Source organism: Exiguobacterium sp. UBA7533 (genome assembly GCF_002479335.1).
In the GTDB taxonomy this organism is placed as follows: domain Bacteria; phylum Bacillota; class Bacilli; order Exiguobacteriales; family Exiguobacteriaceae; genus Exiguobacterium_A.
Map to the genome: position 1 here is coordinate 1 of NZ_DLMP01000013.1, position 17,503 is coordinate 17,503.

Here is a 17,503-nt window from a genome sequence, read left to right on the forward strand (position 1 = left end):
TTCAGTTTTCAAAGTCCAATATGTCATTTGACGACTTTTAAATCTTACAGTAAAGTAATATGTGATGTCAATTACTTTTTTGAAGTTTTTTTCGTCTGTGACGCTCGCGTTTGGCGTGTGCCTCAGCGACATGTATTAATATATCAACTCTTGTTTTTTTCGTCAACTGTTTTTCTAAAAAAACTTTAGAAAAAAGATAGACCCGCTTGAACCGGTAAAACACTACCCGTTCGCGGGTCTTTTTCATTACGCTTGTTTTTGCGATCGTCCTTGAGAAGCGGGCTTTTCTTGCAAGCGATGCAGCATTAGAATCTGATACGCATTACAGATTAAAAGTGTCGCAAGCGCCGCCCATAACATCCGCTTATCTTGTGTTGCCTGCAAAGCAGGTACCCATTCGATCAACGTGATGACCGTCATGAGGAACAATGTCGGAATGAACGCTGTAAAGTTCGTTTCCCGTGCTTTCGTCCGCGCGACTAAGAATGCAATTAAAAGCAAGACGACCATCTCACCAATATAAAGGCTCGTCTTATCAAAGCCGTATGCTAATCCGCGTAGATAGACACCATCAAATAGTGCAAATGCGATCAAGACGATTTGGACACGGTTCCAAAGCTTTGCGCCGCGGAATAAATCGAGTCCGACGCGATGTAAGATCAAGTACGAGAAGAATCCCATCAAACTGATGGCAGTCCACGTACTACTGTAGGAGAGAGCCGTCACATATCCGCTAATCGATTGATTTCGGATATATCCAGGTTCCGCTACCAAGTTAAACACGAAGCCGGCGAGCGTTCCGATTAGGAGCGTCATCCAAAACAGCTTCAAAAATCCTTTAATCTTCATTTTTATCCCTCTACTTTTTCGATGACACGCGTGGCGAGTTCATTATAGTACGTCTCAAATGGATGTTCATCGCGATAGATCGATGGGGCGAAGTCCGCATCATTCGCATATGGTTGTCCAAGTGGAATCTTAGCTAGAATATCGGTTTTTAACGCTTCTGACAACCTCTCTCCGCCACCACTACCGAAGACATACTCTTTTTCGCCTGTCACTTTGCTTTCAAAGTATGCCATGTTCTCGACGATACCGAGTAGACGGTGGTTCGTTTTGATTGCCATTGCCCCTGCTCGTGCTGCAACGAAAGCGGCTGTTGCGTGAGGTGTCGTGACGATGACTTCTTGACAACTCGGGAGCATCGAATGAATATCGAGTGCAACATCTCCTGTACCCGGTGGAAGATCAAGCAACAAGTAATCGAGATCACCCCATTCGACGTCTGCGAAGAAGTTGTTGAGCATCTTCCCGAGCATTGGTCCCCGCCAGATGACTGGTGCATTATCTTCGACGAAGAAGCCCATTGAGATGACCTTGACGCCAAAGCGTTCTGGTGGAACGATTCGGTCGTTCACGACAGTCGGACGTGTTTCGATTCCCATCATGTCTGGAACACTAAAGCCGTAGATATCGGCATCAATCAAACCGACCTTCTTCCCTGCTCGTGCGAGGGCGACTGCTAAGTTAACGGAAACCGTCGATTTCCCGACGCCCCCTTTACCGGAGGCGATCGCGATGAACGTCGTACCGGATTCTGGTTTAAGGATCGACGGTGTCGTCGCTGCTTGGATCCCGTGATCACCGAGTGCCTCAAAACGGAGTCCCACCGTCTTGAATCCTTTTTCTTTCAGTTCCTTGACGATTTGCTGTTGGAGCACGAGTTGCTCCCCAGAACCGGATTGTGCTAAAGCGATTTTCAGACTGACATAATCACCTTTAATCCGGACGTCACGAATGCCGTTCGTATCTGCAAGCGGGCGGTCAATCGTCGGATCGACGAGCGTTCCGACTACCTCGCGAATTTCTTGTTCATTCAACATAGTGCCTTCCCCCTGAAAACGTTCGATTTAATCCTTATTAGTATAACAAAAATAAGAGAGCGCTTGCACATTTCGACACCGGAAAGGATGACTTTTCCATGTCCAGTGTCAGTTTTCATCATTTTACTCGATCATTCGCTCGTTTTAGAACATTCGGTTCCATGTACGAGGACCCACGACACCATCAACGTCAAGTCCTTGACGTGTTTGATAGGCACGCACCTTCTGAGCCGTCTCTGCATCAAAGCGCCGAGTCACGGTTGCTTTGACTGCACGCTGAATTCGTTCGATATCCCGTGGATTCATATTGGCTGCCCCTTGATACAACGGACGACCTGGATACGGAACGATCGCACGAGAGCGATTCGGCGTTTCTTCAGACACTCCTAGTAATTCAAAGTGTGGATAATCCTTAAAGCTCGTCCAGTCCCCACCCCAAGAAAAGCCACGTCGTTTCATCGCAGCAACAATCTTTTGAAAGCTTTGGTCATTTCGAAATAGCGCTTGTGTACCGTCTTGGGAATATTGAAAGAGGTCGACGGCAATTCCACGGTTATGATTCGATTGTCCCCCGCGTGCATTCGTTACGATTGGTCCCGGTAGTGTCCGTCCCTGTGCGTACAACCGATTCTGTTCTGCGATCGATCGGTACCCTTGGGCGACACCGACATAAATCCCTTGTGCATGCATCTCCCGGATGACCTCTTGCGTCCGTTTGGCGACTTCTCGTGACAGTCCCGAAGCATTCAACTTCCGATTCGCTCGCTCGAGTAACCAGCTGATCGATAATGCCATCTATGCTCACTCCCTTTGTCTCCTGTTCCCGAAAACAAAATCCGCTATACTTACGGAATGCAGAATGATTTTAACTCATATCAAAAGGAGCATCATATGAAAAAACGCATCATTTGGACACTTGGCGTCACCTGTCTCTTACATCTTAGCTTCGTCCTGTATCTGACGCTGCAACCGACCGTAGCTACCAAGACGGAGTTACCGGACAATGCAACCGTCTTGAGTGAAGAAACCTCTTTTACGGGACATGTCGGTCAAGCGACGACACATACACCTATCGCATTCATACAATCTGTCTTTGTTTGGAGCATCCCGCTGACGATCGTCATCCTCTATATTCTTCTGACGATATTGCACCGATTACGCTCCACTCCGTCGTCTTGACTTTAATCGCTGTTCTGACACTTCGTCAGGAGAGCGGTTTTTTAGTGCACAAAAAAAACCTCCCACCACAAGGGTGAGAGGGATTCGAAAAGAATTAACGTTTCGAGAATTGTGGTGCACGACGAGCTGCTTTAAGACCGTATTTTTTACGCTCTTTCATACGAGCATCACGAGTCAAGAAGCCTTTCGCTTTGAGTGCGCCGCGGAATTCTGGATCCGCTTGAAGAAGAGCACGTGAGATACCGTGACGGATAGCGCCTGCTTGACCAGTGAAGCCGCCGCCTTTGACCGTTACGATTACATCGTACTTGCCTTCTGTTTCTGTGATTACGAGTGGTTCTTTTGCAGTCATGATCAATGTCTCATAACCGAAGTATTCGCTGATATCGCGACCGTTAACTGTGACTTTACCGTCTCCAGCAACGAGGAAAACGCGCGCTGCCGCGTGTTTCCGGCGACCAGTGCCGTAGTAACGTACATCTGCCATCGTGTAGTTCCTCCTAAATTCGTATTAACCGCGAAGTTCGTAAACTTCTGGTTGTTGTGCTTCGTGCTTGTGTGCAGCTCCAGCGTAGACGTGGAGTTTGTTGAACATTTGACGACCGAGGCTACCTTTTGGAAGCATCCCTTTGATCGCGAGTTCAAGCATGCGCTCAGGTTTGTTAGCAAGCATATCGCGTGCAACAGTCTGCTTTAAGCCGCCTGGATGACCAGAGTGACGGTAGTAGACTTTTTTGTCGAGTTTGTTACCAGTTAAAACGATTTTCTCAACGTTGATGAGGATAACGTTATCCCCACAGTCAACGTGTGGTGTGAACGTAGGCTTGTGCTTACCACGGAGAAGTGATGAAACTTCGCTCGCAAGGCGACCGAGTGTTTTACCTTCAGCGTCGATAAGGAGCCATTTGCGTTCTACATCAGTAGCTTTCGCCATGAAAGTTGTGCGCATGTAAAATACCTCCTAAGGAATTAAAAGTTCTGTTTTTGATTTTTCATTTATTCACTAGGTGAATCTATCATAATCTTAGGTGTACGGGGCTAAGATTGTGGTTTCATAATAAATGAAATGCCAATAAACATTGTATGTTTTTTAATAGCCAATGTCAATTGCCTTTTTTCACTCCGGATAGAAAACTTCCCATAGATAGAGTCCATGAGGAGGCGCCGTCACGCCTGCAACGTTCCGGTCCTTTGCCAGCAACATTTTTTTAATGTCCTCTGGTGCAAAACGACCGCGTCCGACGTCAAGTAACGTCCCGACCATGATCCGGATTTGATTATAGAGAAAACCACTGCCCTGGAACCGAAAGACGAGTTCGTCACCGATCGTCATCAACTCTGCCTCGTAAATCGTCCGGACCCGGTTATCCGTTTCCGTCTTCGCGACACAGAACGAACTGAAGTCGTGCGTCCCGACGAGATGCGCCATCCCTTGGCGTATCCGCTCAAGATCAATCGGATACGGAACATGAACCGACAGATTCCGACGAAACGCATTTTCTTCTCTACGGACGAAATAGCGGTATTCCTTCCCTACGACATCGTAACGTGCTTCAAAGGTCGATTCGACCTCTTCACAGCTCCGGACACGAATATCCGCTGGTAAGAGCGTATTAAGTGCCTTAACGACGTTCTCCGGGGGAATCGCTAGTTCCGTATCAAAGTGAATGACTTGTCCGTAGGCATGGACTCTCGCATCCGTCCGTCCCGAGCCGATGATCTTGACGGGATGTTTGTGCATCCGCGCAAGCGTCGTTTCAATCACTTCTTGAATCGTCAATCCGTTTGGTTGCACCTGATACCCGGCGTAGCCGGTTCCATCATATTGAATCGTACATTTTAAACGACGCATTACCCGATCCCTCGCAATCCTACTAAACTGATCGTCAGGAGGACGAGCAAGATCATCAGACCCGTATCCCGCATCGTCCACTTGGACTCCCGTAGACGTGTCCGTCCCTCTCCTCCACGGTACCCCCGCGCTTCCATCGCTGTCGCAAGATCCTCTGCCCGCTTAAAGGCGGAGATGAACAAGGGAATCAATAACGGAATGATCGCCCGTAAACGTTCCTTAATCGGTCCTGCTGACAAATCGACACCACGTGCTTGCTGTGCCTTCATGATTTTCTCCGTCTCTTCCGCTAAGGTTGGTAAGAACCGAAGCGAGATCGACAACATTAAGGCAATCTCATGCGTCGGGACACGGACGACCTTGAACGGTTTCAATAACAATTCAATCGCATCCGTCAATTCGATCGGTGAAGTCGTCAACGTGACGAGTGTCGTGATCGAGACGAGATAGAAGAAACGTAATGAGACGATGATCGCGAGTCGCAGTCCTTCTTCATAGATTCGAAGCCAGCCAAACTCAAAGAGGACAGCCCCTTCGCGCGTAAAGAACAGTTGGATGACGAACGTAAAGACGATCAGGAATAGAATCGGTCGCAGTCCCTTTAGAACATAACGAAGCGGTAAGCGACTACTCATGAGTGCTAAGAACGTAAAAATGAGTAAAAAGATGTTCGTTGCTGCATTGTTCGCGAGAAAGACGAGCGGAATGAAGCAGAAAGCAAAGATGATCTTAGCGAGTGCTGACGAGCGATGCAAGTACGACTGACCGGGAATATGTTGTCCAACGATCATTCGCTCACCCCCTTCGTCATCAACCAGTCGATCAATTCGGTTTCCGTCCGGATGTCCGGACGTTCCAGCCCACGCTGATCGGCGACTTGCCAGGCAAGCGATAAGACGTGCGGGAGATCGAGATGGAATTGCTCGAGCAAAGTCTCTTCTTTAAACAGATCAAGCGGTAGTCCGTCAAACGCCACCTGTGCATCTTCCATGACGATCACGCGCTCGGCATACTCAAGCACCTGATCCATGTCGTGCGTGATTAGGAGCAACGTCATACCGGTTTCTGCATGGAGCCGGGCAAACAGACTCAGCATATGCTTGCGTCCTTGCGGATCGAGTCCTGCCGTCGGCTCATCGACGATCAACACGTCTGGTTGACTAGCGAGTACGCCGGCAATTGCAACACGCCTCATTTGCCCACCAGACAGGTCAAACGGCGAACGACTCCAAAAGACTTCATCGAGTCCGACAGTCCGTAATGCCTCTTTTGCTAATTGCTCAGCCGTCGCACCATCATGACCGAAGTTCATCGGACCGAACATGACATCTTTTAAAACCGTCTCTTCGAACAATTGATATTCCGGATATTGAAAAACAAGCCCGACGCGACGTCTTAATGGCTTGAGGTCCTGTTTTTTCTTCGGTTCGACGATGATGTCATCGACTTGTACCTTCCCCGCTGTCGGCTTGAGCAATCCATTGATGTGCTGCACGAGCGTCGATTTTCCGGATCCGGTGTGCCCTACAAACGCAACAAGCGCCCCTGACGGAATCTCAAGATTCACATCACGTAGCGCGACTCGTTCGAACGGACTATTGAGTTGATACGTATAATTTAATTCCTGGATTAAGATTGGCATAAACGGTTCACCAATTCTCTTTCATCTAGTATCGTCTCCTCGAGTGAGAGACCTTGCGCCCGTAAACGTTCTTGTACCCGAACAACGAATGGAACATCGAGTCCGATGTCTTCTAAGAACGATGCATGACGAAAGACTTCCTGAGGGGATCCTTCTAATACGATTTTCCCGGCATCCATAACGATGACACGACTAGCTCGTAATACTTCGTCTAATTCGTGTGTAATCGCGATGACCGCCATTGGGTGAGTCGCATGGAGTTCTTGAACGGTCGACATGACCTCTTGTCGTGCTAATGGATCAAGCATCGATGTAGCTTCATCGAGCACGAGAACATCAGGGCGCATCGCAAGCGCCGAAGCGATTGCGACACGCTGCTTCTGTCCGCCGGATAATTGATGGGGTTCCCGATCAACAAAATCCGTAAGGCCAACGCGCGCTAGACTGTCGTCGATACGACGAACCATTTCCTCGCGTGGCACACCCCAGTTTTCTAGAGCAAATGCCACGTCGTCGCGCACGGTCGTGCCAACGAATTGATTATCTGGATTTTGGAAGACGATGCCGATCGCTCGGCGCATCTCCCACAGTTGCTCCGGATTTGCACTTGAAAAGCGCTCAGCAACCGTAACGGTCCCTGTCTCCGGTAACAACAATCCATTAAACAATTTCGTCAGCGTTGATTTTCCAGAGCCGTTGTGACCAACGATAGCAACCCATTCACCTGAACGAATCGTCAGAGAGACCTCGTGTAAGGCTGCTTGTTCCTGTTCCGGATACCGATAGGTGACCTGTTCCAGTTCAATCAGCTTGTCCATGATCTCTCCTCCTTCATCAAATCAATACTTTCATTTTGTAGCAAAAGGGCAGAAGCGGGATACGCACTGCCCTTTTATGGCGAATCATTTAATGAGGATTAAACGAGTTCGATGATGACCATTTCTGCGCCGTCACCACGACGTGGTCCCATTTTCATGATGCGTGTGTAACCACCTTGACGCTCAGCAAAACGTGGAGCCACATCAGCGAATAATTTTTGGATCGCGTCTTGTGCTTTGCCCTCTGCGTTTTGACCAGCAGCTTCACGGCGAACGAACGATGCAACTTGACGACGAGCGTGGAGATCACCGCGTTTACCTAAAGTGATGAGTTTCTCTACGACTGGACGAAGTTCCTTCGCTTTTTGTTCTGTAGTTTGGATACGCTCATTGATGATGAGATCAGTCGCAAGGTCACGCAAAAGTGCCTTACGTTGTGAGCTTGTACGGCCTAATTTCGAGTATGCCATGGATGGATTCCCTCCTTCGTGCAATTAATAGTATTAGTCTTCTTTGCGCAAGCCTAGTCCGAGTTCGTCGAGTTTCGCTTGAACTTCCTCGAGTGATTTACGTCCGAGGTTACGGACTTTCATCATCTCGTCTTCGCTCTTGTTCGCGAGTTCTTGAACCGTGTTGATACCAGCGCGTTTCAAACAGTTGTACGAACGAACTGAGAGATCGAGTTCTTCGATCGTCATTTCGAGTACTTTTTCTTTTTGATCTTCTTCCTTTTCGACCATGATTTCAGCATGGAGCGCTTCGTCTGTAAGACCAACAAAGATGTTTAAGTGTTCTGTCATGATTTTCGCACCGAGTGACACTGCTTCTTCAGGGCGGATTGAACCGTCCGTCCAAACATCAAGCGTCAATTTATCGAAGCTCGCATCTTGACCAACACGTGTTTTTTCAACTTGATAATTTACACGTTGAATTGGCGTGTAAATTGAGTCGATTGGGATGACACCAATTGGCATATCGTCCCGTTTGTTATCTTCAGCCTGAACATACCCACGACCACGGCGTGCTGTAAGACGCATATGAAGTGATGCACCTTCTGCAAGCGTTGCGATGTGAAGTTCTGGGTTGAGGATTTCGACGTCGCTGTCATGCGTAATGTTCGCAGCAGTGACAACACCAGCGCCTTGAATATCGATCTCAAGCGTTTTCTCTTCTTCCGAGTACACTTTGAGGGCGAGTTTCTTAAGGTTCAAGATGATTTGGGTAACGTCTTCTACAACGCCATCAATCGTCGAGAACTCATGAAGAACGCCATCGATTTGGACTGCAGTGACTGCAGCACCCGGAAGTGAAGACAATAGGATACGACGCAATGAGTTACCAAGCGTTGTACCGAATCCACGTTCAAGCGGCTCAACTACGAATTTACCAAACGTAGCGTTCTCGCTTAACTCGATCGTTTCAATCTTCGGTTTTTCGATTTCGATCATCTGAACCCCTCCTTGAATATCGTCATGTTGGCCATCGCGTTCAATCGCCAACCGCCTTGTGTACGTTTCTACTGCCTTGCTTGGTCAAACGATCAACAAAAGTCTACTCGAATCCCCGCTCTGCAGTACAAGACGGGTTACACGCGACGACGTTTTGGAGGGCGGCAACCGTTGTGTGGTACTGGAGTAACGTCACGGATTGCAGTGACTTCGAGACCGATTGCTTGAAGAGCACGGATAGCTGCTTCACGACCTGCACCAGGACCTTTAACGTTAACTTCTACAGTACGCATACCGTTATCCATTGCTGTTTTAGCAGCTGTTTCAGATGCCATTTGTGCAGCGAAAGGAGTCGATTTACGTGAGCCTTTGAAGCCCATGTTACCTGCAGTTGCCCAAGAGATTGCATTCCCTTGCATATCAGTGATCGTAACGATCGTGTTGTTGAATGTTGAACGGATATGCACGATACCAGATTCAATATTCTTTTTGACTTTACGTTTACTACGAACGTTCTGTTTGCGTTTTGCCATCTTAGTTTACCCTCCCTTACTTCTTCTTGTTCGCTACTGTACGGCGTGGGCCTTTACGAGTACGCGAGTTGTTTTTAGTGTTTTGACCACGAACTGGAAGACCACGACGGTGACGAACACCACGGTAGCAACCGATTTCGATCAAACGTTTGATGTTGAGTGAGATTTCACGACGAAGGTCACCCTCAACTTTGATTTTGTCTAAACCATCACGAAGTTGGTTCAATTGTTCCTCAGTCAAGTCGCGAGTACGAGTATCTTCAGAGATACCAGTTTCTTTCAAGACTTTTTGAGCAGTCGTTTTACCAACACCATAGATGTAAGTGAGTGAGATGACGATGCGTTTCTCACGTGGAATATCTACACCAGCAATACGTGCCATGTGTGCACCTCCTTGTTTAATTACCCTTGTTTTTGTTTATGCTTAGGGTTTTCGCAAATAACCATTACTTTGCCTTTACGGCGGATAACTTTACATTTTTCACAGATCGGTTTAACCGAAGGTCTTACTTTCATTGTGAATACCTCCTCCTGAAAAAATCGGAGTTTTTATTTGAAACGGTATGTGATCCGTCCGCGAGTCAAGTCGTATGGTGACAACTCAACCGTTACTTTATCTCCTGGCAAGATCCGAATGAAGTGCATCCGAATTTTTCCTGAGACGTGCGCGAGGACCGTGTGGCCGTTTTCTAACTCCACCTTAAACATCGCGTTTGGAAGCGGCTCGATAACCGTACCTTCCACTTCGATTACATCTTGTTTCGCCATCAATTATACCCCTTTCTCTATAAAGTTGATTGGGAGCCCAGACGATTTGTAGCGCTAGGGGCTTTCTACAAGAGCCATTGAGAGATCATCGGTCACAAACACGAGTGGATACTGGCTTATAGAAAGGTGACACCAATAACGCGCACAGCTCACTCTGCATCGACCGTTAAGATCTCGTAGCCGTCGTCTGTGATGGCGATGGTGTGCTCAAAGTGGGCGCACATGCTACCGTCCACCGTCACTACCGTCCAATTGTCGGATAGTGTGCGAACATAGCGTTTCCCGACGTTGACCATTGGCTCAATTGCCAGTGTCATGCCGGTTTTCAGGCGCGGCCCTTTCCCCGGTGGTCCATAATGTGGAATTTGCGGATCTTCATGCAAATTTTGTCCCACGCCGTGGCCCACATATTCGCGGACTACAGAAAAATTCGCTGCTTCAACATGTGACTGAATCGCATGCGAAATATCTGTCAGGTGCACGCCAGCTTTGGCGCGCTCCAATCCTTTATACAGAGATTCTTCAGTTACGTCAAGTAACCGCTTCGTCTCTTCAGAGATTGTACCTACCGGATATGTCCAGGCTGAATCTCCGTGATACCCATTGTACTCTGCTCCGATGTCAATCGAGATGATGTCACCGTCCTGAAGTACACGATCTCCCGGAATACCATGGACAAGCTCTTCGTTCACGGAAGCACAGATGCTACCCGTGAAACCATTATACCCTTTAAACGATGGTGTTGCCCCTTGACTTCGAATATAGCGTTCAGCGATCGCGTCGAGTTGCCCCGTCGTGATACCTGGGCGAATATGAGCTTGAAGCTCCTTATGCGTCCGGGCGACGATTTGTCCTGCTTTACGCATGATGTCGATTTCACGCGGCGCTTTCGTGATGATCATTACTGATCACCAAGGAGTGCCTGAACATCGGAATATACATCGTTGATTGGACGATCACCGTCCAAATTACGAAGATACCCTTTTTCTGCGTAAAAGTCAATCAAAGGTTGCGCTTGAGCGACGTTGACTTCCAAGCGACGACGTACTGTCTCCTCTTGGTCATCTTCACGTTGTACAAGTGCTGATCCGTCGATATCACAGATCCCCTCCACTTTTGGTGGGTTGTAGAGAACATGATACGTTGCTCCGCAAGTTGGGCAAATCCGGCGACCTGTCAAACGAGGGACAAGTTTCTCCGGGTCTACACCGATGTGGATGACGTGATCAATTTGTTTGCCCAGATCTTCAAGTAATGCTTCAAGAGCATCTGCTTGTTTCACTGTGCGTGGGAAACCGTCAAGGAGAAAACCATTTGCACAGTCTTCTTTGGCGAGACGCTCACGTACGATGCCGATTGTGACTTCGTCCGGAACGAGTTCCCCTTTATCCATGTATGATTTCGCTTCTTGTCCGAGTGGCGTTGAATCTTTGATCGCCGCGCGGAACATGTCGCCTGTCGAGATGTGGGGGATCGCATAGTCTTCGATGATTTTCGCAGCCTGCGTTCCTTTACCAGCACCCGGCAAACCCATCAATACTAGATTCATGTCGGTAGCCTCCACTTCTATAGCTCTATAGACACAACAGAAAGGAAAGGGATGGTCCCCTTCCTCCCGCCTTATCGGATAAAGCCTTTGTAGTGTCGTTTAACCAATTGACTTTCAATCTGTTTCATCGTCTCTAGTCCTACACCGATGACGATCAACAAGCTCGTTCCACCAATCTGCACCGAGTTCGGTAAGCCAGCAAACTTAATGAAGAATGTCGGCGTCACCGCGATGACAGCGAGGAAGAGTGAACCGAAGAATGTCAGACGGTATAGAATCTTCGTGATGTACTGCTCCGTTTGCTTACCAGGACGAATACCAGGAATGTATCCGCCTTGTTTTTGAAGGTTCTCTGCCATTTGTTCCGGGTTAACCTGAACGAATGTGTAGAAGTACGAGAACGCGATGATCAGTGCCACATAGATCGACATACCGATTGGACTCGTATAGTCGAAGATGTCACGGATCTTCGTTGCCGTCTCCGGACTTGCAAAGAAACTCGCAATCGTTGGTGGCGTCACCATGAACGACACCGCGAAGATGACTGGAATAACACCGGCAGCGTTCAATTTGATCGGCAAGTGTGCCGATTGACCGCCAACTGGTGTCCGGTTCACCGTACGCTTAGCGTACTGAATCGGAATCTTACGTGCAGCTTGCTGGACGTAGATGACTCCGACGATGACCGCGATGATGATTAAAAGCAAGAGTACGATATAAAGCACGTTTACAAACAAAGCATCCCCTGCATTTTGGAGCTTCGTTTCGTAAATCTGGCGGAATGCATTCGGGAAGCCCGCGACGATCCCAGCGAAGATGATCATTGATATCCCGTTACCAATGCCCTTCTCCGTGATGAGTTCACCGATGAACATCAAGAATGCTGTTCCCGCTGTCAATACGAGTGCAATCATAACGTATGTCCAGGTGCCGAACTGTTCGTCGACAAGACCTGGGTAGATACGGTTAAATCCAAGCGCGATTCCAAACGCTTGGACTAAGCCGAGTACGATCGTTCCATAGCGCGTTACCGTTGCTAACTTCTTACGGCCCGCCTCTCCTTGTTTTGCCCATTCGGCAAACTTTGGAACAACGTCCATCTGTAAGAGTTGGACAACGATCGAGGCCGTGATATACGGCATGATTCCCATCGCAAAGAGTGAGAAATTCTGCAAAGCATTCCCACCGAACGAGTTCAAGAAACCAAGAATACCATTCTGGTCGATCTTGAACACTTCCGTGTTTACCATCGGCACCGGGATATGTGCTCCGATACGGAACACGATGACCAAGGCCAAGGTAAAGAGAATGCGCCGACGAATGTCAGCTACGCGCCACATATTGGAGATCGCTTGAAACATTAGATCACCTCAACCGTACCGCCGGCAGCTTCGATTGCTTGCTTCGCAGCGTCGGAGAACTTATGAGCTTTAACTGTTAGTTTCTTTTCGATCTTACCGTTAGAAAGAATTTTCACGCCGTCTTTCATGCCTTTGACTGCACGAGTCTCGACAAGAAGTTCTGGAGTGACTTCAGTTCCTTCTTCAAAACGGTTGAGTGTGTCAAGGTTAATGACCGCGAACTCTTTACGAGTTGGGTTGTTGAAGCCGCGTTTTGGTAAACGACGGTAAAGTGGGTTTTGTCCACCTTCGAAACCTGGACGAACACCACCGCCTGAACGAGCTTTTTGACCTTTGTGACCACGGCCAGAAGTCTTACCGTTACCAGAAGACATACCGCGACCTACACGGTTGCGTTCTGAACGTGAACCAGCAGCTGGTTTCAATTCATGGAGTTTCATAGTGGGGCACCTCCTCATAAAATTATATCGAACTATTACTCTTGAATTTCTTTTACTGTCACTAAGTGTGACACGTGGTTAATCATCCCACGCATAGCAGCGTTGTCAGGTACGACAACAGTCTGGTGCATCTTACGGAGACCAAGCGTACGAGTAGTAACGCGTTGGTTCTCCGGACGACCGATCATGCTGCGTGTGAGGGTAACTGCGAGTTTCGCCATCTGTTTTCCCTCCCTTTCTTAACCGCGAAGTTCTTCGACGGTTTTACCGCGGAGTTTCGCAACTTCTTCAGCACGTTTGAGTGATGTGAGACCTTCGACAGTCGCACGAACCATGTTGATTGGAGTGCTTGATCCAAGTGATTTTGAAAGAATGTCGTTGATTCCCGCTAATTCGAGAACCGCACGAACTGGACCACCAGCGATGACTCCAGTACCTTCAGAAGCAGGCTTCAAGAAGACGTGACCTGCACCGAATACACCGTTGACTTCGTGTGGAATTGTTGTGTTAACGATTGGAACGTTAACCATGTTTTTCTTAGCATCTTCGATTGCTTTACGGATCGCTTCAGGCACTTCCTGAGCTTTACCCGTACCGAAACCTACGTGACCATTCTTGTCACCAACGACGACGAGGGCAGCAAAACGGAAGCGACGGCCACCTTTTACTACTTTCGCGACGCGGTTTACGGTAACAACGCGTTCTTCGAGTTGATCCATGTTAATTTCTAACTGGCGCATGTAGAGGTTCCCTCCTTTTCTATTAGAATTTGAGACCAGCTTCACGAGCTGCTTCAGCTACAGCTTTGATACGTCCATGATAGAGATATCCTCCACGGTCGAAAACGACTGTTTCGATACCTTTTTCAAGAGCGCGCTCAGCTGCGAGCTTACCAACTGCTGCCGCAGCGTCAGTCGTGTTGCCTTTTTCAAGGTCGAGTGATGATGCAGATGCGAGTGTTGCATGTGTTGCATCGTCAATGACTTGTACGTAAATGTTCTTGTTCGAACGGAATACGTTCATACGTGGACGTGTTGCAGTCCCGATGATTGTACGACGGACACGACCATGACGTTTTTTACGCGTAGCGTTTTTATCTGCCTTTGAGATCATTTATGCCACTCCTTTCCGGTCAATTCGCATGTGCGAATTACTTACCTGTTTTACCTTCTTTACGACGAACGACTTCATCACTGTAACGAATACCTTTACCTTTGTACGGCTCAGGTTGACGGTACGAACGGATCAATGCAGCGACGTGACCAACACGTTCTTTGCTGATTCCGCGAACGATGAGTTGCGTATTCGTAGGAACTTCGACTTCGATGCCTTGTTCCGGAGTGTACTCGATTGGGTGTGAGTAACCGAGGTTGAGTACGATTTTGTTACCTTGCTTTTGTGCACGGTAACCAACACCTTGGATATCGAGTGTCTTAGCGAAACCGTTGCTTACACCTTCGACCATGTTCGCGATAAGCGCACGAGTCGTTCCGTGGATCGTACGGCTTGCTTTCTCGTCGTTCGGACGAGTGACAGTCAATTCATTACCTTCTACGTTGATCGCCATAGCTGGGCTGAACTCGCGTGAGAGTTCCCCTTTAGGACCTTTTACCGTAACCGTGTTGTTTTCAACTGTTACTGTAACGCCTGCTGGGATGACGACTGGCTTTTTACCAATACGTGACATTTAAGACACCTCCGTTCTTTTTATACGTGTATTACCAGATGTATGCGATCACTTCGCCGCCGACTTTTTGTTGGCGAGCTTCTTTGTCAGTCATTACACCTTTAGATGTTGAAACGATAGCGATTCCGAGACCACCGAGTACTTTCGGGATTTCATCAGCTTTCGCGTAAACGCGAAGACCTGGTTTCGAGATACGTTTGAGTCCAGTGATAACGCGCTCGTTGCTTGCGCCGTATTTAAGGAATACGCGGAGCGTACCTTGTTTGCTGTCCTCGAGATATTCAACATCGCGGATGAAACCTTCACGTTTGAGGATTTCAGCGACTTCACGTTTGATTGTAGAAGCTGGCATTTCCAACTTCTCATGGCGAACCATGTTTGCATTACGAATGCGTGTAAGCATATCTGCAATCGGATCTGTCATAACCATGCGATGTACCTCCTTTCACAACTTTAATGAATTACCAGCTTGCTTTTTTAACACCAGGGATTTGACCTTTATGAGCAAGATCACGGAACTTAATACGGCTGATACCGAATTTACCAATGTAACCGTGTGGACGGCCAGTGATACTACAACGGTTGTGTAAACGAACCGCTGAAGAGTTACGTGGGAGTTTGCTCAAGCCGATGTAGTCGCCTTGTGCTTTCAATTCTGCGCGTTTTTCAGCGTAGCGCTCAACGAGTGCTTGACGTTTTACTTCACGTGCGATCATTGATTTCTTAGCCATGTTGTCGACCTCCCTTATTTTTGGAATGGCATGCCGAGTGCTGTGAGAAGCTCACGTGACTCTTCATCCGTGTTAGCAGTAGTTACGATAACGATGTCCATACCACGGACTTTCGATACGCGATCGTAGTCGATCTCTGGGAAGATCAATTGTTCCTTCACGCCTAGCGTGTAGTTACCACGGCCATCGAAAGATTTTTTCGATACGCCACGGAAGTCACGTACACGTGGAAGTGACACGTTGATCAACTTGTCGAGGAATTCGTACATGCGCTCGCCACGAAGTGTAACCTTCGCACCGATTGGCATACCTTCACGAAGTTTGAAACCAGCGATTGATTTCTTAGCTTTCGTGATGAGTGGCTTCTGACCAGTGAGGAGCTGAAGCTCTTCGACTGCCATGTCAAGTGCCTTAGAGTTCGTAACAGCGTCACCAACACCCATGTTGATTACGATTTTATCGACTTTCGGCGCTTGCATTACAGAACTGTAGTTGAATTTCTCCATCATTACTTTGACGATTTCGTCTTGGTATTTCGCTTTTAAACGGTTCATCAGAAAGTGGACCTCCTTTCTTTAAATCTTCTTATTTATCTAAAGCTTCGCCCGATTTTTTAGCGATACGTACTTTCTTGCCGTCAACCACAGTGAAACCAACGCGTGTTGGGTTACCTGTCTTAGGGTCGATGAGCATAACGTTCGATACGTGAATCGGTGCTTCTTTCTCGACAATTCCGCCTTGCGGGTTGAGTTGAGAAGGCTTTGAGTGTTTTTTGATCATGTTAACGCCTTCGACGATTACGCGATCTTTTTTAGGCATAGCTGTAAGGACAACGCCTTGTTTGCCTTTGTCTTTACCAGTCATAACCTGAACTTTATCACCTTTTTTGACATGCATCGTTAGAGCACCTCCTTGTAGGAATTCTTTGGAATTAAAGTACTTCCGGTGCCAACGAGACGATCTTCATGAAGTCTTTTTCACGAAGTTCGCGTGCGACTGGTCCGAAGATACGTGTGCCACGTGGGCTTTTGTCATCTTTGATGATGACTGCTGCGTTTTCGTCAAAACGGATGTACGAACCGTCTTTACGACGAACGCCACGTTTAGTACGAACGACTACTGCGCGTACAACTTCACCTTTTTTGACAACGCCACCTGGTGTTGCTTGTTTTACTGTACAAACAATAACGTCACCGATGTTAGCAGTTTTACGACCAGAACCACCGAGGACTTTGATCGTCAAGACTTCACGAGCTCCTGAGTTGTCTGCTACTTTTAAGCGAGATTCTTGTTGAATCATACGATTGTACCTCCCTCCGGATGTTTATTCACCCGAACTAATTAGAGTTTAGATGATTACTGCTTCTTCAATGACTTCTACGAGACGGAAACGTTTGTCCTTAGATAATGGACGTGTTTCTTGAATGCGTACAACATCACCGATTTTAGCTGTGTTGTTTTCATCATGCGCTTTGTACTTTTTAGAGTAGTTTACGCGTTTGCCGTAAAGCTTGTGCTTTACTTTTGTTTCAACTGTAACTACGATCGTTTTGTCCATTTTGTCAGAAACGACGCGTCCAGTTAACACTTTGCGGTTGTTAGTGCGTTCCAT

At 47.7% G+C, this 17,503-nt stretch carries 30 protein-coding genes; 1 reads left to right on the forward strand and 29 read right to left on the reverse strand.

Annotated features, from left to right (window positions below; genetic code table 11):
- Positions 1–246 precede the first annotated feature (246 nt).
- From B2U10_RS12655 to B2U10_RS12665, 3 genes are all read right to left on the reverse strand, one after another.
- The gene (locus B2U10_RS12655; protein WP_056064876.1) at positions 247–849 is read right to left on the reverse strand and encodes a KinB-signaling pathway activation protein; all 603 of its coding nucleotides are present in this window, start codon (positions 847–849) and stop codon (positions 247–249) included.
- A 2-nt stretch (positions 850–851) separates the two neighbouring features.
- Complete coding sequence (locus tag B2U10_RS12660; protein ID WP_023466657.1) at positions 852–1,883, reverse strand: Mrp/NBP35 family ATP-binding protein; 1,032 nt, start codon at positions 1,881–1,883, stop codon at positions 852–854.
- Between the two features lie 144 nt (positions 1,884–2,027).
- On the reverse strand, positions 2,028–2,678 hold the full coding sequence (locus B2U10_RS12665) for a M15 family metallopeptidase (protein ID WP_058705165.1): 651 nt from the start codon (positions 2,676–2,678) through the stop codon (positions 2,028–2,030).
- A 96-nt stretch (positions 2,679–2,774) separates the two neighbouring features.
- On the opposite strand from B2U10_RS12665, the gene B2U10_RS12670 reads away from it, so the two are divergent.
- Complete coding sequence (locus B2U10_RS12670) at positions 2,775–3,062, forward strand: hypothetical protein (RefSeq protein ID WP_056064884.1); 288 nt, start codon at positions 2,775–2,777, stop codon at positions 3,060–3,062.
- A gap of 94 nt (positions 3,063–3,156) precedes the next feature.
- Here the strand turns inward: B2U10_RS12670 and rpsI are convergent, their stop codons facing one another.
- The 26 genes from rpsI to rpsQ all read right to left on the reverse strand — a co-directional run bounded on the left by rpsI (position 3,157) and on the right by rpsQ (position 17,503).
- The gene (rpsI, locus tag B2U10_RS12675) at positions 3,157–3,549 is read right to left on the reverse strand and encodes a 30S ribosomal protein S9 (RefSeq protein ID WP_023466655.1); all 393 of its coding nucleotides are present in this window, start codon (positions 3,547–3,549) and stop codon (positions 3,157–3,159) included.
- Between the two features lie 24 nt (positions 3,550–3,573).
- Positions 3,574–4,011, reverse strand: coding sequence for a 50S ribosomal protein L13 (gene rplM, locus B2U10_RS12680; RefSeq protein WP_023466654.1), 438 nt, complete (start codon positions 4,009–4,011; stop codon positions 3,574–3,576).
- Positions 4,012–4,179: 168 nt separating this feature from the next.
- A complete protein-coding gene (gene truA, locus B2U10_RS12685) occupies positions 4,180–4,914 on the reverse strand; it encodes a tRNA pseudouridine(38-40) synthase TruA (RefSeq protein ID WP_290788141.1) in 735 nt (244 codons plus the stop codon).
- The gene (locus B2U10_RS12690; RefSeq protein WP_029343097.1) at positions 4,914–5,705 is read right to left on the reverse strand and encodes an energy-coupling factor transporter transmembrane component T family protein; all 792 of its coding nucleotides are present in this window, start codon (positions 5,703–5,705) and stop codon (positions 4,914–4,916) included. Before B2U10_RS12690 ends, truA begins: the two co-directional genes overlap by 1 nt.
- On the reverse strand, positions 5,702–6,556 hold the full coding sequence (locus B2U10_RS12695) for an energy-coupling factor transporter ATPase (protein WP_290754294.1): 855 nt from the start codon (positions 6,554–6,556) through the stop codon (positions 5,702–5,704). The genes B2U10_RS12690 and B2U10_RS12695 overlap by 4 nt, the downstream gene beginning before the upstream one ends.
- Positions 6,544–7,374, reverse strand: a complete 831-nt coding sequence (locus tag B2U10_RS12700) for an energy-coupling factor ABC transporter ATP-binding protein (protein ID WP_029343095.1) — start codon at positions 7,372–7,374, stop codon at positions 6,544–6,546. Before B2U10_RS12700 ends, B2U10_RS12695 begins: the two co-directional genes overlap by 13 nt.
- 98 nt (positions 7,375–7,472) lie before the next feature.
- Positions 7,473–7,844 carry a 50S ribosomal protein L17 gene (gene rplQ, locus B2U10_RS12705; RefSeq protein WP_023466649.1) on the reverse strand — a complete coding sequence of 124 codons (372 nt, stop codon included), beginning with the start codon at positions 7,842–7,844 and terminating at the stop codon, positions 7,473–7,475.
- A gap of 33 nt (positions 7,845–7,877) precedes the next feature.
- Entirely contained in the window at positions 7,878–8,822 is a 945-nt protein-coding gene (locus B2U10_RS12710; RefSeq protein WP_023466648.1) for a DNA-directed RNA polymerase subunit alpha, read from the reverse strand.
- 137 nt (positions 8,823–8,959) lie between these two features.
- Positions 8,960–9,355 carry a 30S ribosomal protein S11 gene (rpsK, locus tag B2U10_RS12715; protein ID WP_023466647.1) on the reverse strand — a complete coding sequence of 132 codons (396 nt, stop codon included), beginning with the start codon at positions 9,353–9,355 and terminating at the stop codon, positions 8,960–8,962.
- A 16-nt stretch (positions 9,356–9,371) separates the two neighbouring features.
- The gene (rpsM, locus tag B2U10_RS12720; protein ID WP_023466646.1) at positions 9,372–9,737 is read right to left on the reverse strand and encodes a 30S ribosomal protein S13; all 366 of its coding nucleotides are present in this window, start codon (positions 9,735–9,737) and stop codon (positions 9,372–9,374) included.
- Positions 9,738–9,757: 20 nt separating this feature from the next.
- Positions 9,758–9,871: a 50S ribosomal protein L36 gene (gene rpmJ / locus B2U10_RS12725; protein ID WP_003156543.1), complete on the reverse strand. Its 114-nt coding sequence runs from the start codon at positions 9,869–9,871 to the stop codon at positions 9,758–9,760.
- A gap of 33 nt (positions 9,872–9,904) precedes the next feature.
- On the reverse strand, positions 9,905–10,123 hold the full coding sequence (gene infA, locus B2U10_RS12730; RefSeq protein ID WP_012369032.1) for a translation initiation factor IF-1: 219 nt from the start codon (positions 10,121–10,123) through the stop codon (positions 9,905–9,907).
- A gap of 149 nt (positions 10,124–10,272) precedes the next feature.
- Entirely contained in the window at positions 10,273–11,025 is a 753-nt protein-coding gene (map, locus tag B2U10_RS12735) for a type I methionyl aminopeptidase (RefSeq protein WP_023466644.1), read from the reverse strand.
- A complete protein-coding gene (locus tag B2U10_RS12740) occupies positions 11,025–11,672 on the reverse strand; it encodes an adenylate kinase (RefSeq protein ID WP_023466643.1) in 648 nt (215 codons plus the stop codon). Before B2U10_RS12740 ends, map begins: the two co-directional genes overlap by 1 nt.
- Positions 11,673–11,743: 71 nt before the next feature.
- On the reverse strand, positions 11,744–13,033 hold the full coding sequence (secY, locus tag B2U10_RS12745) for a preprotein translocase subunit SecY (protein ID WP_023466642.1): 1,290 nt from the start codon (positions 13,031–13,033) through the stop codon (positions 11,744–11,746).
- The gene (gene rplO / locus B2U10_RS12750) at positions 13,033–13,473 is read right to left on the reverse strand and encodes a 50S ribosomal protein L15 (RefSeq protein ID WP_035399353.1); all 441 of its coding nucleotides are present in this window, start codon (positions 13,471–13,473) and stop codon (positions 13,033–13,035) included. The genes secY and rplO overlap by 1 nt, the downstream gene beginning before the upstream one ends.
- A 35-nt stretch (positions 13,474–13,508) precedes the next feature.
- Positions 13,509–13,694: a 50S ribosomal protein L30 gene (gene rpmD / locus B2U10_RS12755; protein ID WP_023466640.1), complete on the reverse strand. Its 186-nt coding sequence runs from the start codon at positions 13,692–13,694 to the stop codon at positions 13,509–13,511.
- 18 nt (positions 13,695–13,712) lie between these two features.
- The gene (gene rpsE / locus B2U10_RS12760; protein WP_023466639.1) at positions 13,713–14,213 is read right to left on the reverse strand and encodes a 30S ribosomal protein S5; all 501 of its coding nucleotides are present in this window, start codon (positions 14,211–14,213) and stop codon (positions 13,713–13,715) included.
- 22 nt (positions 14,214–14,235) lie between these two features.
- Positions 14,236–14,586 (reverse strand): 50S ribosomal protein L18, encoded by a 351-nt coding sequence (rplR, locus tag B2U10_RS12765; protein ID WP_023466638.1) that lies wholly within the window; start codon positions 14,584–14,586, stop codon positions 14,236–14,238.
- 37 nt (positions 14,587–14,623) lie between these two features.
- Positions 14,624–15,160, reverse strand: a complete 537-nt coding sequence (rplF, locus tag B2U10_RS12770) for a 50S ribosomal protein L6 (RefSeq protein ID WP_023466637.1) — start codon at positions 15,158–15,160, stop codon at positions 14,624–14,626.
- A 31-nt stretch (positions 15,161–15,191) separates the two neighbouring features.
- Positions 15,192–15,590, reverse strand: coding sequence for a 30S ribosomal protein S8 (gene rpsH / locus B2U10_RS12775; RefSeq protein WP_012369023.1), 399 nt, complete (start codon positions 15,588–15,590; stop codon positions 15,192–15,194).
- A gap of 31 nt (positions 15,591–15,621) precedes the next feature.
- Positions 15,622–15,891, reverse strand: coding sequence for a 30S ribosomal protein S14 (rpsN, locus tag B2U10_RS12780; protein WP_023466636.1), 270 nt, complete (start codon positions 15,889–15,891; stop codon positions 15,622–15,624).
- Positions 15,892–15,905: 14 nt separating this feature from the next.
- Positions 15,906–16,445: a 50S ribosomal protein L5 gene (gene rplE, locus B2U10_RS12785; RefSeq protein ID WP_023466635.1), complete on the reverse strand. Its 540-nt coding sequence runs from the start codon at positions 16,443–16,445 to the stop codon at positions 15,906–15,908.
- 31 nt (positions 16,446–16,476) lie between these two features.
- On the reverse strand, positions 16,477–16,788 hold the full coding sequence (rplX, locus tag B2U10_RS12790) for a 50S ribosomal protein L24 (RefSeq protein WP_012369020.1): 312 nt from the start codon (positions 16,786–16,788) through the stop codon (positions 16,477–16,479).
- A gap of 34 nt (positions 16,789–16,822) precedes the next feature.
- Positions 16,823–17,191 carry a 50S ribosomal protein L14 gene (rplN, locus tag B2U10_RS12795; RefSeq protein ID WP_012369019.1) on the reverse strand — a complete coding sequence of 123 codons (369 nt, stop codon included), beginning with the start codon at positions 17,189–17,191 and terminating at the stop codon, positions 16,823–16,825.
- Positions 17,192–17,239: 48 nt separating this feature from the next.
- Positions 17,240–17,503, reverse strand: a complete 264-nt coding sequence (rpsQ, locus tag B2U10_RS12800; RefSeq protein WP_023466634.1) for a 30S ribosomal protein S17 — start codon at positions 17,501–17,503, stop codon at positions 17,240–17,242.